The 15588-nt window shown below is 69.3% G+C and carries 12 protein-coding genes; 7 read left to right on the top strand and 5 right to left on the bottom strand.

Going from position 1 to position 15588, the window contains the following annotated elements; all coding sequences use genetic code 11:
• Window positions 1-31: 31 nt before the first annotated feature.
• Window positions 32-505 carry an NUDIX hydrolase gene (locus tag ABD235_RS05205; protein ID WP_344170171.1) on the bottom strand — a complete coding sequence of 158 codons (474 nt, stop codon included), beginning with the start codon at window positions 503-505 and terminating at the stop codon, window positions 32-34.
• Window positions 506-731: 226 nt separating this feature from the next.
• On the opposite strand from ABD235_RS05205, the gene ABD235_RS05210 reads away from it, so the two are divergent.
• The 3 genes from ABD235_RS05210 to ABD235_RS05220 are packed head-to-tail and all read left to right on the top strand — an operon-like array spanning window position 732 to window position 4414.
• Entirely contained in the window at window positions 732-2489 is a 1758-nt protein-coding gene (locus tag ABD235_RS05210) for an extracellular solute-binding protein (protein ID WP_344170174.1), read from the top strand.
• A gap of 5 nt (window positions 2490-2494) precedes the next feature.
• Window positions 2495-3433, top strand: a complete 939-nt coding sequence (locus ABD235_RS05215; RefSeq protein ID WP_344170177.1) for a carbohydrate ABC transporter permease — start codon at window positions 2495-2497, stop codon at window positions 3431-3433.
• 3 nt (window positions 3434-3436) lie between these two features.
• Entirely contained in the window at window positions 3437-4414 is a 978-nt protein-coding gene (locus ABD235_RS05220) for an ABC transporter permease (RefSeq protein ID WP_344170180.1), read from the top strand.
• On the opposite strand, the gene ABD235_RS05225 is transcribed toward ABD235_RS05220, so the two are convergent.
• Together ABD235_RS05225 and ABD235_RS05230 are read right to left on the bottom strand one after the other, a co-directional pair.
• Window positions 4340-4909 (bottom strand): hypothetical protein, encoded by a 570-nt coding sequence (locus ABD235_RS05225; protein WP_344170183.1) that lies wholly within the window; start codon window positions 4907-4909, stop codon window positions 4340-4342. The genes ABD235_RS05220 and ABD235_RS05225 overlap by 75 nt on opposite strands.
• A gap of 66 nt (window positions 4910-4975) precedes the next feature.
• Window positions 4976-6250, bottom strand: a complete 1275-nt coding sequence (locus tag ABD235_RS05230) for an MATE family efflux transporter (protein ID WP_344170219.1) — start codon at window positions 6248-6250, stop codon at window positions 4976-4978.
• A gap of 67 nt (window positions 6251-6317) precedes the next feature.
• Here ABD235_RS05230 and ABD235_RS05235 point away from each other — a divergent pair, with 67 nt between their 5' ends.
• Both ABD235_RS05235 and ABD235_RS05240 read left to right on the top strand, forming a co-directional pair.
• Entirely contained in the window at window positions 6318-8009 is a 1692-nt protein-coding gene (locus tag ABD235_RS05235) for an MmpA family trehalose lipid delivery protein (protein WP_344170222.1), read from the top strand.
• Window positions 8010-8230: 221 nt separating this feature from the next.
• Entirely contained in the window at window positions 8231-8398 is a 168-nt protein-coding gene (locus tag ABD235_RS05240) for a DUF2613 family protein (RefSeq protein WP_344170226.1), read from the top strand.
• Here ABD235_RS05240 and ABD235_RS05245 read toward each other — a convergent pair.
• The gene (locus ABD235_RS05245) at window positions 8383-9507 is read right to left on the bottom strand and encodes a glycosyltransferase family 4 protein (protein WP_344170229.1); all 1125 of its coding nucleotides are present in this window, start codon (window positions 9505-9507) and stop codon (window positions 8383-8385) included. The two genes, ABD235_RS05240 and ABD235_RS05245, sit on opposite strands and share 16 nt — an antisense overlap.
• A gap of 107 nt (window positions 9508-9614) precedes the next feature.
• On the opposite strand from ABD235_RS05245, the gene ABD235_RS05250 reads away from it, so the two are divergent.
• Both ABD235_RS05250 and ABD235_RS05255 read left to right on the top strand, forming a co-directional pair.
• The gene (locus tag ABD235_RS05250; protein WP_344170232.1) at window positions 9615-10373 is read left to right on the top strand and encodes a class I SAM-dependent methyltransferase; all 759 of its coding nucleotides are present in this window, start codon (window positions 9615-9617) and stop codon (window positions 10371-10373) included.
• The gene (locus ABD235_RS05255) at window positions 10370-14467 is read left to right on the top strand and encodes an alpha-(1->3)-arabinofuranosyltransferase (RefSeq protein WP_344170235.1); all 4098 of its coding nucleotides are present in this window, start codon (window positions 10370-10372) and stop codon (window positions 14465-14467) included. The genes ABD235_RS05250 and ABD235_RS05255 overlap by 4 nt, the downstream gene beginning before the upstream one ends.
• Here ABD235_RS05255 and ABD235_RS05260 read toward each other — a convergent pair.
• Window positions 14356-15579: an acyltransferase family protein gene (locus ABD235_RS05260; protein WP_344170238.1), complete on the bottom strand. Its 1224-nt coding sequence runs from the start codon at window positions 15577-15579 to the stop codon at window positions 14356-14358. The genes ABD235_RS05255 and ABD235_RS05260 overlap by 112 nt on opposite strands.
• Window positions 15580-15588: the final 9 nt, after the last annotated feature.

A 15588-nucleotide genomic window follows, 5' to 3' on the forward strand; every position in this document is an offset into this window, starting at 1 on the left:
GCTCAGCCGGTGACCAGGAGGCCGGCGCGGCTCAGCTCGTGACCAGGACGGGTGCCGGGTCGTCCGTGAGGGCGTTGGCGATGCAGAGCTCCTCGCGGGGGTGGAGCTCGGGGTGGTCGGTGAGCGGGAACCATCCGACCTCGAGGGACTCGTCGTCGTTGACCGCGGCCTCACCGCTGATCGGGTGGCAGCGAAAACAGAGGTCGAGGTACTGGACCTGGTCGCCGTTGGGGTAGGCGGTCGGGGGGAGGGACTCGACGCGGACCAGGCGGTCGACGACGGTCCGTACGGCGGTTTCCTCGTGGATCTCGCGGACGATCGCCTCGACGGGCTGCTCGCCGGGCTCGAGGATGCCGGCGGGGAGGCTCCAGCGGCCGTTGTCGGCGCGGCGTACGAGGAGAAGCTGGTCGGACTCGTCGAGAACGACCGCGGTGATCCCGGGCATCCACAACAGATCGTGACCGATCTTCTCGCGCAGGGCGAGGATGAACTTCGGCGTCGTCATCCTCCGAGCCTAGTCAGGACACAGTTACTTGACGCAAGAAATCGAAACGTTTCGGCGTATGAGGTGAACGTTTCATTGAAAATCACCGAAGGTGGACATCGAATCGACGGGGAGTGACCGCTACCCCTTTCGGCCACCGGGGATCTGTGCCATCCTCACCTGCCAAAGATCCTGGATCCTATCGGATATCTCATGAAGCCTCGGAGGGCTTCGACTGGGAGGCGGCATGCAACCAGCAGTGAGGACGGGTGGAATCCGGCGGCGCAGCTTCGTCGCCGGCGCGATGGGCCTGACCGCGGCGACCACCAGCGGTCTGCTCAGCGGCTGCGGTCCGGACGAGGCGGTCGGGGCGAGTCCGGAGAGTCTCGCGGCTCCGCCGGTCACGCCCGGCCCGAAGACCGGCGGCATCCCGTACCCGGACGGCTACGTCGGTCCGGTGGCCCGCAAGCTCGGACCGATCGTCACCGAGCCGACGAAGTTCGTCGTCGTGGTCCCGCAGGACCTGACCGTCGGCGACTGGGCCAAGAACAAGTTCACGAAGTGGCTCGAGCAGCGCACCGGCATCACGATCGAGTTCCGCCAGATCGCCGGCGCCGACGAGGACGTGATGATCAAGGTGAACGCGATGATCGCGGCCGGTGACATCCCGGACGCGTTCATGGGCGTGAACTTCAGCAAGTCCCAGCTCTACCTGTACGGCGCGCAGAACCTGTTCGTCGACCAGGCGCCGTACACCGACAAGTACGCGCCGAACCTCCAGCAGATGTTCCACGACTACCCGCTGGCCAAGAAGCTGTCGACGTCCCCGGACGGCAACGTGTACGTCTACCCGTCGTTCAACGACTGCTACCACTGCCGGGCCGGCAAGTCGCGGACCTGGATCAACACCCGCTGGCTCAAGCAGGTGGGCCTGGCGATGCCGAAGACCACCGACGAGTTTCGCGAAGTCCTGCAGGCGTTCAAGAAAGCCGACCCGGCCGGCCGCGGACGGACCCTGCCGTTCGTCGGCTACAAGGAGGACGGCAGCAACCAGGTCACCGTCGACAAGTTCGTGATGAACGCGTTCCTCTACAACCCGACCTCGCCCTGGCTGGTGGTCGACGGCGGCAAGGTCAAGGCGGCGTACTCGCAGGACGGCTGGCGCGAGGGACTGAAGTACCTCAGGACCCTGTACGCCGAAGGCCTGCTGAACCGCGACGCGTTCAGCATGACCGCGGAGCAGTTGCAGCGCGCCGGCAACAACAAGGACGGTTCCCTGCTCGGCGTGTTCCAGGGCAACTACTGGGGCAGCGCGATGGACGTCGACGTCGAGGACCCGAACGCGCGCTGGCACGACTACGAAGCCCTGGCGCCGCTGGAAGGCCCCGACGGTTTCCGGGTCGCCAACTGGGACCACTACACCGGCTTCGATCCGCGGCTGGTGATCACCCGCAAGTGCCGCCGCCCTGACCTGCTGGTGAAGTGGGCGGACTTCCAGCTCGACCTCGAGGTCATGATGGCGGCGTACGCCGGGCCCGGCAGCTGGAGCTTCGCCAAGCGCGGCGACAAGGCGATCAGCGGCAAGCAGGCGCTGTTCGGGATCTCCGGGACGTGGGCGCCGGACAAGACCAAGGACACCTGGGCGCAGCGCAACCCGAACTACCGGTCCGGCGACTTCCGGCTGTCCGAGCGCGTCGACCCGACCAAGCCGACGTTCGAGAAGCCGCTGTACGAGCAGACCCGCGACCGGTACTTCCCGTACCGCGAACCGATCGAGCAGCAGTTCCCGCCGGTCGCACTGGAAGGCGACCAGGCCGCGCTCGACGCGTCGCTGATGCTCGACCTGAGTGGCGAGGTGGTGCAGACGATGGCCCGCTTCGTCACCGGCAAGGCCGACCCGGCCGACGACGGGCAGTGGAACGACTACCTGGGCCGGCTCGACAAGATCGGGCTGCGTCCGTACCTCGACATCCAGCAGGCCGCCTACGAGAGCTTCCAGGGGTGAGCGCGATGACGACGACCCAGGCCGCACCGGAGCGCGATTCCGACGACTACCTGCCGGCCGCGGTCAAGGAGACCCGCGCCGACCGGGTCGTGCTGATCTGCAACTACACCGCGCTCGGGCTGTTCTCGCTCGCGGTCCTCTACCCGCTGGTCTACGTGCTCAGCGCGGCGTTCAGTGAACCGAAGAACGTCCAGTCCGGCGAGGTCTGGCTGTGGCCGGTCGGGCTCAGCCTGGAGTCGTTCCGGTCGATCTTCGACTACGACGGGATCGTCCGCGGCTTCGGCAACTCGGTGGTCTACGCCATCGGCGGCGCGTTGCTGGCGACCGTGCTGACCCTGCTGGCGGCGTACCCGCTGTCACGGCGGGACCTGCCGGGCAAGGGGCTGATCCTCGGGCTGTTCCTGTTCACGATGATGTTCAACGGTGGGCTGATCCCGAACTACCTGGTGGTCGATCGGACCGGGCTGCTGGACACCCGCTGGGCGATGATCCTGCCGACCGCGATGGCGGTCTGGAACGTGATCATCACCCGGACCTACTTCCAGACCACGATCCCCGAGGAGCTGCACGAGTCGGCCCGGGTTGACGGCTGCAGCGACATCGGCTTCTTCTGGCGGGTCGTCCTGCCGCTGAGCAAGCCGATCATCGCGGTGAACCTGCTCTTCTACGCCGTCGCGCAGTGGAACTCGTGGTTCAACGCGCTGATCTACCTGACCAGCGAGCACTTGTTCCCGTTGCAGCTGGTGCTGCGGCAGATCCTGGTCCAGAGCAACGTCGACCCGTCGCAGGTCCGCGACGTCGCCGAGCTGCTGCGGATGAAGGAGCTGCAGGAGCAGCTGAAGTTCTCGCTGATCGTGATCGCCACCATCCCACCCCTGCTGGTCTACCCCTTTGTGCAGAAGCACTTCGTCAAGGGGGCCATGGTCGGCTCGCTGAAGGGATAACCCATGGCCACCTCAACCATCGAGCGGCCTCGGGTCGCGACCACGACCGCCTCCAAGCCCCGCAAGCACGCGCAGGGGCTCGGCGCGCGGATGAAGAAGAACTGGCAGCTGTACGCGATGCTGGCGCTGCCGCTGATCTGGCTGGCGATCTTCGCCTACTGGCCGATGTACGGCGCGATCATCGCGTTCAAGGACTACAACGTCATCGACGGGATCATCGGCAGCCGCTGGGTCGGGCTCAAGCACTTCGAGCGGTTCGCCGAGTCGTACCAGTTCTGGCGGCTGATCAAGAACACGCTGGTCCTGCACGGGTACGAGCTGCTGGTCACGTTCCCGCTGCCGATCATCCTTGCCCTCGGCCTCAATCTCGCGCGGCGCCGTTGGTACCGGCGGTCGGTGCAGATGATCACCTACGCGCCGCACTTCATCTCCACCGTCGTGGTGGTCGGGCTGATCGTCGTCCTGGTCGACCCGAACACCGGCGTGCTCAACCAGTTCCTCGGGCTGTTCGGCGTCGGGCCGGTCGAGGTGCTGAGCAACCCGGACTGGTTCCGGCACCTGTACGTGTGGTCGGCGGCGTGGCAGACGATGGGCTTCTCGGCGATCATCTACTTGGCCGCGCTGACCTCGGTCTCGCCCGAGCAGCACGAGGCCGCGATCGTCGACGGCGCCTCCCGGCTGCGCCGCGTCTGGCACGTCGACCTGCCGGCGATCCGCCCGGTCGCGGTGATCCTGCTGATCCTCAACATCGGCTCGATCCTGTCGGTCGGCTTCGAGAAGGTCCTGCTGCTGCAGAACCCGCTGAACCTGCAGACCTCGGAGGTGATCGACACCTACGTGTACAAGCTGGGCTTCGTCTCCCAGATCCCGCAGTTCAGCTACGCCGCCGCGATCGGCCTCTTCCGCTCACTGGTCGGCCTGGTCCTGCTCGTCGTCGCCAACACCCTCGCCCGCCGCTTCGCCAAGTCCAGCCTCTGGTGAGTAGGTAGCCAGCAGCCGGTCCCGGGCGGCCGCCTTCTCGGCCGCCCAGTCCGAGCTCCAACTGACGTTGCCGAAGTGGATCACGCCCTGGTCCGACAGGGTCCAGTGCCGCCCGTGCGTCTTCATCACCTGCGTCAGCAGGCCGAGCGTGTCCCACCACTTGCCGCCACGCTCGGCCTGCACGACAGCGGGGGACAGGCCCACGTGCTCGACCGTACGGCGGAACGCCTCGTCATTGCGGATCAGAGCGCAGAAGGGGTGAACCCGATCGGTGAGCTGCAGCGTGACGGAGTACTCGACCGGGTCGGACCAGTCGTCGTCGGGCGATCGGCGCACGGACTCACGGACGTACGACGTCGGGTGGAAGTCCTCACCCGACGCGGGCAGCTCACCACCGTCGTGCGTCAACCACCGAGCCTGTACGGCGAACGCCTCCGGATCGGCGGCGAGTGCTGCGGCCAGCGCATCGATGGTGCCATCGGCAACGAAGCACACGACGAAAAGGTAGGTGTCCGCATCCGGCAAAGCTAGCTAGTTGCCGGATGCGGATCTGGTTGGTGGCTAAGAAGGAGTGCTCTCGGCCGCACTGCTCTGCCTGTGCAGACCCGAGGCCAGGGCGATGGACAGTGCCAGGGCGCAGGTGCTGGTCATGGCTACGAGGACCTTGACGCCGGTCATGCCGGTGGCGAGGTCGGCTCCGAGGATGATCAGGGTGGCGATCGCGAGGCTGGCCAGGCCGATCCAGATCAGGAGGGCGGCGCGCTTCTCCTGCTGGGCGATCGCGGCGTACACGACCAGCTGCAGTACGGCGTACGACGAACCGGCCAGGGCGAACAGCCACGCGATCGGGCCGACGGGCGCGTAGTCGGGGCCGCCGACGATCTTGACGACCAGGTCGGGCAGGACGAGGGCGCCTAGGACGGTGCAAACACCGAGGGCGGCGACGGCCTGGATCGCGCGGCGCAGGCGCAACGTGTCGCCGGGACTGGTCGCCAGGGAGGGGAACACGACGACGATCACGAACTGCGGCAGGAACAGGCACGCCTTCGCCACGATCACGCCGGCCGCGTAGTACCCGCTGTCCTTGGAGTCGAGCAGACCGCGCGCGAGCAGCACGTCGGCGTTCGCGATCACGAAGAACGCGAGCAGCGTGTGGGTGCCGTGCACGGTCTCGCGCAGCACTTCCTTGACCTGCTCGATGCTCCCGCCGGTCGATCCCCGCAGCAGGAACGTCCCGAGCAGAGCCGGTACGGCGGCGCCGAGCGCCAGGCCGATCATCGCCGACGCCACGCTCGGGTGGATGAACAGCGCGCCGCCGCCGAACACCAACCGGCCCACTCCGGTCGACGTGTAGACGGCCGCCAGTTCGGTCCAGTTCTGGCCGCCCTGGAGCACGCCCAGCTGCGAGCCCATCACGGTCAGAAAACCCAGTGTCGGTGCGACCATCACAGCGGCGATGATCGAGTCGATGTGCAGCAGCCACATGATCAGCGGCGTCGCCACCAGGCAGACCGCGGTCAGTCCCACCGCGGCCCGGCGGCCGGCCTTCAGCATGCTGTCGGCCAGCGCGGCCTCGCCCGGACCCGTGTGGGTGGCGATCCGGCGGGCGCCGGACGCCTGCAGCCCCAAGGAGGCGACGTTGCCGATCAGCAGCAGTCCGAGCAGGGCCGTGACGGCTCCGAACTGCTCCGGGATCAGCCGGTGGACCGCAATCAAGGTGAAACCGTAGGCGGCCACGTTCATGATGGCCATACCGACGGCGACCACCGTGGCGCTGCGGAGGAACGCCAGCTTCGGTGCGGCCGGCTGCTGGTCGGGAGTCGTCTCTGAGGTCATGCGGCTTCTGTTCTGCTGGTGGGTCGGCGAGTAGGTTGCGCTGGAACAGTACTGCTAGGAGGCGGTCGTGGAGGGGGGAACCAACCGGGTGGCCCGGCTGATGCCGTGGGCCTGGCCGGTGCTGCTCACTGTGCTGATCACCGCTCCGCTGCTCGCTCCGGGGTACGTGGTCGGCTACGACCTGGTCTTCGTGCCGGACCTCACGCTACGGCGTGATCTGTTCGGTGTCACAACTGCCTTACCGCGCGCGGTTCCTTCTGACGTCGTGGTCGCGCTGCTCGACGAGCTGACCGGCGGCGCGGTCCTCAACAAGGTGGTCCTGGTCGCCGTACCGCTGCTGGCCGGGCTCGGCCTGACAGCGCTGTGGCGCGAGCTGCGACTGGGTGGACCACTGGCCGGCGCGGCCGCGGCCACCCTGTACGTCTGGAACCCGTTCGTCGCCGAGCGCTTCCGCCTCGGCGCCTGGGCTCTGCTGCTCGGGTACGCCGCCCTGCCGTGGCTGGTCCGGTCGGCTCTGCGCCTCCGCAAGGGTGAGGGCTGGGTCGGCTTCCTGCTGGCCTCAGCGCTCTGCGCGCTGACGGCGTCCGGCGGCATCGTTGGTCTACTGGTCGCCGGGCTCATCCTGCTCTGGCCACGCGGCAGCAGGCCCGGCCCGCTCGTCGGCGCCGTCCTGCTCAACCTGCCGTGGATCGTCGCCGGCTTGGCCCGTACGTCGGCCGCCACCACTGACCCCGCCTCGGTAGCGGCCTTCGCCGCCCGCGACGAGGGCTTCGGGGGAGTGCTGCCGACGCTGCTCACGCTCGGTGGGGTGTGGAACGCCAACGTGGTGCCCTCGCGGCGCGGTGACCTGGTGCCGCTCGTGGTGGCCTTCGCCATGCTTCTGATCGCGTGCGTCGGTGTCGTGCTGTGGTGCCGACTCGAAAGGCTGGCCGCGAGCCTGGTCGTAGCGGCCGGCGTCGTACTGGTGATCGCGATGGCCGGTGTGGTGGCGGCCGAGCCGTTCTCGTGGGCGGTGGCTCATGTCCCCGGAGCAGGTCTGTTCCGGGATGGCCAGCGCTACCTGGGTCCACTGGTGCTGCTGGAGGCGATCGGCTTCGGCGCTGCCATCGCAGCCTTGCTGCGGGTGGCCCCGCTGACGTGGCTGGTCGGTGCGACCGCAGCCATCATGCCGCTGGCCGCCCTGCCACAGCTGGTCGGTGGCGCCTTCCACACCTCGCAGTACCCGGCCGACTGGGAGCAGGCGCGCCAAGTGCTCGGAGCGGACTCGCAGACCGGTGACCTGATGCCCTGGCCGTTCGAGAGCTACCGAGCGCCGAGCTGGAACAACCGCCGCCCGGTGCTCGATCCGATGCCGCGCTACTTCGACAAGCCTGCCGTGGTTCCGGACGAGCTGATCGTCGGCGGCAACCGGCTGGCCGGCGAGGACCCGCGCGCGGCGGCCGTCGCGAACGCGTTGCGCACCGCCGTACGGACCGGCGCCGATCCGTCGCCGGAGCTCCTGCGGCAGGGGATCGGCTGGATCGTCGTGGACCGCGAGGCCGGCGGGCCGCAGCCGCGGCAGCTGATTCCGCGGCTGACCGAGGAGTTCACCGGTCCGACGGTGAGCGTGTACCGCCTCGACGGAACGCCCGCGCAGCAGCAGCTCCCGGCCTGGCGAGTGATCCTGATCGCCGCCGCCTGGATCGCGGCGGGCGCCGTACTGGCCGTGGCCTTGCTGAGCGCGGCACCCGCCGTCCAACGCGTCCGATCCAAGCTGTAAGGGGGTAGGGAGAGCTGTCCCTTGGCGCTAGCGGCGCCCAGGCACGCACCTCGCGGCACTTGCCCAGCGCCCACGATGCTCCGCATCGAGGCCACTGACCAAGCACCGCGATGCACGCACCTGACCACCGCTATCGCTCAAGGGACAGCTCTCCCTACCCCCTAGCCGAGCGCCCGGCTCGTTGTTACTCTTCGGTTTACTTCGAGGAGGGGACACGTTTCATGGGAGCTTTGATCGGTGCTGTCATCGCGGTGCTCGCGGGGGCGGGGATCGCGTCGGCCGCGGTCATCGGCGTGGTGAAGAACGTGCAGGAAGAGCCGGCCCGGCCGGGCCCGGAGGCGGCGCAAGGCCAGGCCGACGTGCCGATCGTGAACTACGGGAACAAGTAGGACCTCTGCTGCTCGAGAGCCGGCCGGCCGGTCAGGACCCGGTCGAACGCGGTCGCCGTGGCCGTCCAGGTGTAGTTGCCCGCACTGGCCAGCGCACCTGCCGCCAGGGCCCGCCGCCGGCTCTCGTCCAGCAGCAGCGTGGTGATCGTCGCGCTGAACTCGGCGGGGTCGTCCACCAGCACACCTGACACCCCGTCCTGCACCGACTCGGTCGGCCCGCCCGCACTGCGGTAGGCGACAGTCGGTACGCCGTGGCCCGCCGCCTCGCCGACCACCAGCCCCCAGCCTTCCTTCAGGCTCGGCAGGGCCTGCACCCACGCTTCGTCGTACGCCGCGTGCTTGTCGGCCTCGCTCACGTGGCCCCGGAACTCCACCGCGTCCTGCAGGCCCAGTGAATCGACGTACTCGCGCAGCGAGACCTCCCACCAGCCGGAGCCCACGACGACGAGCCGTGCGTCGGGCAGCACCGCACGAGCAGCGGCGATGGCGTCGACCGCGTGCTCGACCTGCTTGTGCGGCACGATCCGGCCGACGCACACCACCGTCGGTACGGCAGCCTGCTGGACCTGTCGCGCCGGTGCCGGGTCGGTGCCATTGTGCACGACGTCGACCCGTTGCTGGTCGACGCCCAGGGCAACCAGTTCGTCCCGGGACGCCGACGAGACCGTGACGTACCGGCAGTCCCGGTACAGCCGCGGAGCGACCCGCGACTCCAGCCACCACCCGAACCGGCCGCGCCAACCGGGGTACACCACCTGCCACTGCTCCTCGTGGACGTGGTGGACCAGCACGACCACCCCGGTACGACGTACGAGACGGGTAAAGAATGGCAATCCGTTCTGCACGTCGACGACGCGGTCGGGCCCGCGCAGTACCGTGTGCAGCAGGCCGCGCAGGTACACGGTGACCTTGCTGCCCCGGTAGACGTACCGGACGTCGTACCGCGTGGCCTCGCGCGGACTGCCCGGGTAGGCCGCGCACAGCACGGTGACCCTCCAGCCCAGTGCCGCAAGGCCTCTCGCGACTTCCTCGACGTACCGTTCGGAGCCACCACCCTCCGGATTCGTGGTGTCCCGCCAGTTCAGCAACAGCACGCTCTGAGCACGCACTCCACAACCCCCACCCTCGACGAACTTACCCCCGGGTAATGGGGCGCGAGGTTACCAGGCAGTAACGATGTCCGCCAGAGGTCGCGAGATCAGTTATCGTCCCGCCTGTGCGCGCATCGATTCCGGACTCCGAAACCACCCTGCGGTGGACCCCGGACGTTCGCCGCGCGCTGCGGTTGTTCCGGGCCTTCGGGGTCGAGCAGAGCGACCCGGACACGTTCTACGGAACGCTCGCCGCGGACTCGGTCGGCCAGCTCTCGGCGTACGCCGATCTGCGCGGCGCACGGATGCTCGACGTGGGCGGCGGGCCCGGTTACTTCGCCGACGCGTTCCGGGCGGCCGGTGCTCGCTACTACGCGATCGACTCGGACCTGGGCGAGCTCAGCGGCCGCGGCGAGCCCTCACCGGGCACGGTGCTCGGCAGCGGGATGGCTCTGCCGGTCGGCGACCAGCAGGTCGACATCTGCTTCTCCTCGAACGTGCTGGAGCACGTGCCGGACCCGTGGTTGATGGCGGACGAGATGGTCCGGGTCACCAAGCCCGGTGGCACGGTCTTCCTGTCCTACACCGGTTGGTGGGGTCCGCACGGCGGCCACGAGACCGCTCCCTGGCACTACCTCGGGGGTGACCGGGCCGCACGCCGGTACGAGAAGCAGAAGGGGCACCCGCCGAAGAACAGGTTCGGTGAGTCGCTCTTCCCGATCACCGTGGCCGGCGGACTGCGCTGGGCCCGGCAGTGCGCGGACGCCGAGCTGGTGGCGACCGTGCCGAGGTACCACCCGCGCTGGGCGTACGGCGTACTGGCTGTGCCTGGTGTGCGTGAGGTCGTGACCTGGAACCTCGTCCTGGTGCTCCGGCGCCTATGAGCAGCTTGTTGCGAGGACCACTCAAGCGGCTGAGAGCAGGAAGCCCGGAGCAGGTGGTCTGGCGAGCACGTCTCGTCCTGGGCTGCCTGCTGCTGATCGCGCTGGCGTTCCACCAGGCGCCGGGCAAGGTCGTGCCCGACACCAAGCTGGACCTGACCGCCAACCCGGGCGCCTTCCTGGCCCGGGCACTGCACCTGTGGGATCCGCAGGGCGCGTTCGGCCAGCTGCAGAACCAGGCGTACGGCTACCTGCTGCCGATGGGACCGTTCCACTGGTTGCTGGACCTGGTGAACGTTCCTGGCTGGATGATCCAAAGAGCCTGGTGGGCACTGGTCCTCTGTACGGCGTTCCTCGGCGTGTGGAAGCTCGCCGGCGCACTCGGGTACGGCGCGCCCTGGGCTCGCTTCGCGGTCGCGCTGCTCTACGCGTTGAGCCCACGGATGCTGGGCGAGGTGGCGATCACCTCGATCGAGGTCTGGCCGCTCGCGATGGCACCCTGGGTCCTGCTGCCGCTGGTGACACCGCGAGCCCGCTCCGGATGGTGGCGGGTCGGTTGGTCAGCCGTGGCGTTCGGGCTGGTCGGGGGAGTGAACGCGGTCGCGACCGGCGCCACGCTGGTGCTGCCCGCGCTGTGGCTGCTGACCCGCCGGCTGGACCGGTCGACGCTGAAGATGGCGGCCGGCTGGTTCGGCTGCATCGTCGCGGTGTCGTTCTGGTGGCTGGTCCCGCTGCTGCTGCTAGGCCGGTACAGCCCGCCCTTCCTGGACTGGATCGAGAACGCGGCGACCACGACCAACACCGCGAGCATCTTCGAGTCGTTCCGCGGCACCTCGCAGTGGCTGAACTTCCTGGCCACCGGTGGCGGACCCAGCTGGCCCGCGGGCTGGCTGTTCGTCACTCAGCCCGCGCTGATCATGGCGACCGCTGCCGTCGCGCTGCTGGGCCTGGCGGGCCTGGCGATGGGCTCGCTCAAGCACAGAGGCTTCCTGCAGCTCTCGGTCCTCGTCGGCCTGCTCCTGCTGACGCTGGGCCATCACAGCTCCCCGCTGTCCGGTCAGGTTCAGGGCCTCCTTGACGGACCGCTCGCTGCACTGCGCAACACCCACAAGTTCGAGCTGGTCGTGCGGCTGCCGCTGGCACTCGCCGCGGCTCACGCACTGACCCGGCTGAGCAGCTGGGCGACAGCCCGCGGCGTACAGCGTCGTCTGGTGCCGGCGCTCGCCGCCTGTTTGGTCCTGTCTGTGGCGACGCCCGCGATCTTCGCCCAGCTGCCCAGAACCGAGAGCTACCAGGCGATCCCCGCGCACTGGCGCCAAGCGGCGGCCTGGCTGGACGGCCAGCAGACGAACGGCAGCGTCCTCGTCGTACCGGCTGCGTCGTTCGCCGACTTCACCTGGGGCTCTACGAAGGACGAGCCGTTCCAGGCCTTGCTCAAGCGACCGATGGCCGTTCGCGACGCCGTACCGCTCGGATCAGCCGGTACGACGCGCTGGCTGGACGAGGTCGAACGCCGACTCGCTTCCGGCGTCGGCGATCGCACCCTGCAGCAGGCGCTGGCCCGGGCCGGAGTCCGGTACGTCGTCGTCCGCAACGACCTCCGGTACGACGCGCAGGTGAGTCCGACGGTCGCCGTGCACGAGAGCCTGGCCGAGGCGGGCATCGCGCGGGCGGCGTACTTCGGCCCGGCGACCGGCAGCTCGATCGAGTCGCCCAACGTCACGCTGGACGAGCGGACCCGGCTGCCCTACCCGAGCGTGGAAATCTACGACGTCGGTGCCGACGTCACCCCGGCCCGGCTGGTCCCGCAGTCCCAGCTGGTCGCTGTGCGCGGCGGTCCCGAGGACGTGCCGTCCGTGCTGACCGCACTGGGCGGCAACCGCGAGGCCGTGCTCAGCACGGACACAGACGGTCTCGACCTGCCGCTGGTCCAGACCGACGGCCCGCAACGGCGTGAGGTGTCCGTAGGCCGCCCTGCCGACAACTACTCGCCGGTGATGACCTCGAACGATCCAGGCCGGTTGGGCCGCCGCACGCTCGACTACCTGCTCGACCCGCCGTCGCCGCCGACGACCAGAGTCTGGGCCGAGGGAGTGGCCGACGTCCGCGCTTCCTCGTCGGCAGCCGATGCCAACGCGACCCTGCGGACCGGGCCGGGCAACGGACCCTTCGCGGCGGTCGACGGCGATCCGTCGACCCGCTGGATCTCCGGCACCTTCGGCAAGAGCAGCGGCGAGTGGCTCGAGCTGGACTTCACCTCGCCGCGCAAGGTGTCCGACCTGGAGGTCCAGTTCTCGCTGCAGGCGCCGACGACCGATCCGGTCCGCACGTTGAAGGTCGACACGGACGCGGGTTCGCTGACCACCGTGGTGCAGGGCACCGACAAGCCGCAGCCCGTCCCGGCCCCGGACGGGTTCACCCAGCGGCTGCGGCTGAGTGTCGGCGTGACCGACGGCAAGAACCCGAACGGCGTCGCGATCTCCGAGGTCGTGCTGCCGGGACTGACACCGGTCAGCCGGCTCGAGGTGCCGGGCGGGCTCGGCAAGCAGCCGGACGCGCTGGTGTTCCGCAACGAGCAGATCGGCCGGTCAGCGTGCCTGCACGTCGGGATCCGCCCGCTGTGCCGGCAGGCCGTTGCGAAGGACTCGGAGGAGGCGACCGGCCTCTACCGCAGCGTGGACTTGCCCGACGCTGCGTCGTACAAGCTGCAAGGCACGGCGTTGCCGCGCGACGGCGCCTCGCTGGAGCGACTGCTGCAGGTGCCGGGTGGAATCACCGCGTCGGCGTCCTCGCGAGCAGTGACCGCGCCTGAGGGCCGGCCGGGTGCAGTGGTTGACCAGGACCTCGGTACCGGCTGGGTGGCAGCGCCGGAGGACGAGCACCCGACGCTGACCTTGAAGCTGCCGGGGTTCCGCAAGCTGCAAGGCCTGCAGTTCCTGAGCGACCCGTACCTGGCCGCTTCCCGGCCGAGTGAGGTGGAGGTCCGCTTCGACGGCGGTAAGCCGACGACCCTGCCGGTGACTCCGGAGGGGTTCGTGACGTTCCCCGATCGGTTCAAGTACGTCCGCACCTTCGAGTTGGCCTTCACCGGGACGCAGGACGTGATCGACGTGGACTCCGCGACCGGTCTGTCCCGCCGACTGCCGGTCGGCGTCGCCGAGCTGCGCGTCCTCGGTGCCAACGACCTGCGGAAGGCGATCAACCCGAAGGCGGTCACCGGAGCGGTGTGCGGATTCGGCCCGACGGTCCTGGTCGACGGCGTGCCCGCAGCGACCAGGGTGACCGCGACGATTCTGGACGTGCTGCAGCGGCGGCCGGTGAAGTACTCGCTGTGCCAGCAGCCGTCCCTGCCGTTGCAGGCCGGTCGCCACACGCTGGATGTCGTGGCCAGTAAGGACTTCGCGCCGATCGAGCTGGCGCTGACCAAGACCGACGCGGTGCAGCCGGACAACGGATCGGCGCAGGGCGTCAACGTATGGCGGCCCAGCCCGTCCGAGCTGACGCTGGAGGCGCCGCTGGCCACCGAGGACTCGGTGCTGACCGTCGCGCAGAACTTCAGCACGGGCTGGGAGGCGTACGACGGTACCGGCCGCAAGCTCGTACCGATCCGGGTCGGTGGCTGGCAGCAGGGCTGGTTGCTACCGGCAGGACCCGAGCAGCAGGTCACCGCGCGCTTCACACCCGACCGCGACTATCGAGCCGGGCTGCTGGTCGGACTGGTTGCGCTGATCCTCGTTGCCGGCTTGGCGATCTTCTCGCGTCGCCGGTCGCGGCACTCAGGCCACCGGCTGCGTGAGGCTCAGCGGCTCGGCCCCTGGCCGGCCTCGGTCCTGCTGGTGGTGGCCGGCGTCTTCATGGCCGGCTGGATCGGCCTGGTCGTCACGGTCGTCGGTGCCGCGTTGGCCTGGTACCTGGACGGCCGCAGGATCACGCTGATCGGTGCGGTCGTCGCGGCGGTTCTGCTCGGTACGGCGATCGCCGCGGTTCAGCCTTGGCCGGACGGGGACGCGGGGCTGACCTCCGGAGTCGTCCAGGGATCCGTGCTGCTCGCCATCGTGTTGGCCGCGCTGTCCAGGCCGACCGGCGAGACGTCGTAGGAGCGGTCCCGCCGTCCGAGCCGCATGATCGGCCGTTCCATCAGGTAGTAGCTCGCGGCGGCGACCGCGGCCGACACGACCAGCGTGGGCCAGAACAGCAAGGCGAAGTGGCCCTGGAACGGCTTGATGCCGAAGAGCTGCTCGACCAGGCTCAGCACGATCAGGTGGTAGCAGAACACGCCGAACGAGATGTCTCCGGCGACGTGCCCGATCCGGCCGCCGAGGATCGCCGTGGTCCGCGCCGACGGCGTGATCGCCGGGAACACCACGCAGGCGGCGATCACGGTGTAGAGCAGGCTCTTCATGAACGCCTGGCCGGCGCTCGACGACGTCAGGTCGTACGGCCCGGCGATCGGGCCGGACGCGATCACCAGCAGGACCGCCGCGACCGCCCAGATCGTGCCGGGGATCGTGGCCAGCGTGTCCAGGGCGGACGTCCCGAGCCGTCCGCTGCTGCGGGCGACCTGCCAGAGCGCGAAGCCCATGCCGACCGCGAACCAGCCGAGGTAGCCGGGCAGCCAGAGCCCGGCCATCGGCTGGTCGGTCGCGTTGACGGCGGCCATCCAGATCGGGCCGAGCAACGTGAAGCAGGTCAGCACCGCCAGCCGGCGTCGTACGGCCTTGCGGGTCGGGCGCTCGTAGCTGATCAGCAGGCGGGCCAGGAACGGCAGCAGCAGGTAGAACGCACCCTCGGTCGCCAGGCTCCACATCTGCGTCAGCCCGTCGGCGGCCGGACTGTCGACGTAGATCTGACTCAACGACGCGTGCCGCAGGTACGTCGCCCAGGTGATGCCGTCCTGGCGGGGGACCAGCAGGGCCGCGAGCACGACGGCCACCCACAGCGCGGGCAAGATGCGCAGGGCCCGGTTGCGCAGGTACGGCAGCGTCAGCGGCGGCTCGGTCTCGCCGAACCAGGCGACGACGTACGGGCGGTAGAGCAGGAAGCCGGAGATGGCGAAGAAGATCGCCACGCCGACGTCGAGCCGCGCCAGCAGGCCGGCGAAGGGTCCGTGCAGCGCGTCGCCGCTGTGGAAGCCGACGTGCGTGGTCAGCACGGCGAGGGCACCGAAGGCCCGCAGGCCGTCCAGGGCGGGGAAGCGCGTCCGTCTCATCCGGTCACC

Origin of the sequence: Kribbella lupini, assembly GCF_039529595.1 — a bacterium.
Lineage (GTDB): Bacteria > Actinomycetota > Actinomycetes > Propionibacteriales > Kribbellaceae > Kribbella > Kribbella lupini.

Coding starts and splice junctions, on each gene's coding strand:
- ABD235_RS05220 (WP_344170180.1), top strand. CDS start 3,437: ATGGCCACCTCAACCATCGAGCGGCCTCGGGTCGCGACCACGACCGCC.
- ABD235_RS05205 (WP_344170171.1), bottom strand. CDS start 505: ATGACGACGCCGAAGTTCATCCTCGCCCTGCGCGAGAAGATCGGTCAC.
- ABD235_RS05260 (WP_344170238.1), bottom strand. CDS start 15,579: ATGAGACGGACGCGCTTCCCCGCCCTGGACGGCCTGCGGGCCTTCGGT.
- ABD235_RS05230 (WP_344170219.1), bottom strand. CDS start 6,250: ATGACCTCAGAGACGACTCCCGACCAGCAGCCGGCCGCACCGAAGCTG.
- ABD235_RS05240 (WP_344170226.1), top strand. CDS start 8,231: ATGGGAGCTTTGATCGGTGCTGTCATCGCGGTGCTCGCGGGGGCGGGG.
- ABD235_RS05215 (WP_344170177.1), top strand. CDS start 2,495: ATGACGACGACCCAGGCCGCACCGGAGCGCGATTCCGACGACTACCTG.
- ABD235_RS05210 (WP_344170174.1), top strand. CDS start 732: ATGCAACCAGCAGTGAGGACGGGTGGAATCCGGCGGCGCAGCTTCGTC.
- ABD235_RS05255 (WP_344170235.1), top strand. CDS start 10,370: ATGAGCAGCTTGTTGCGAGGACCACTCAAGCGGCTGAGAGCAGGAAGC.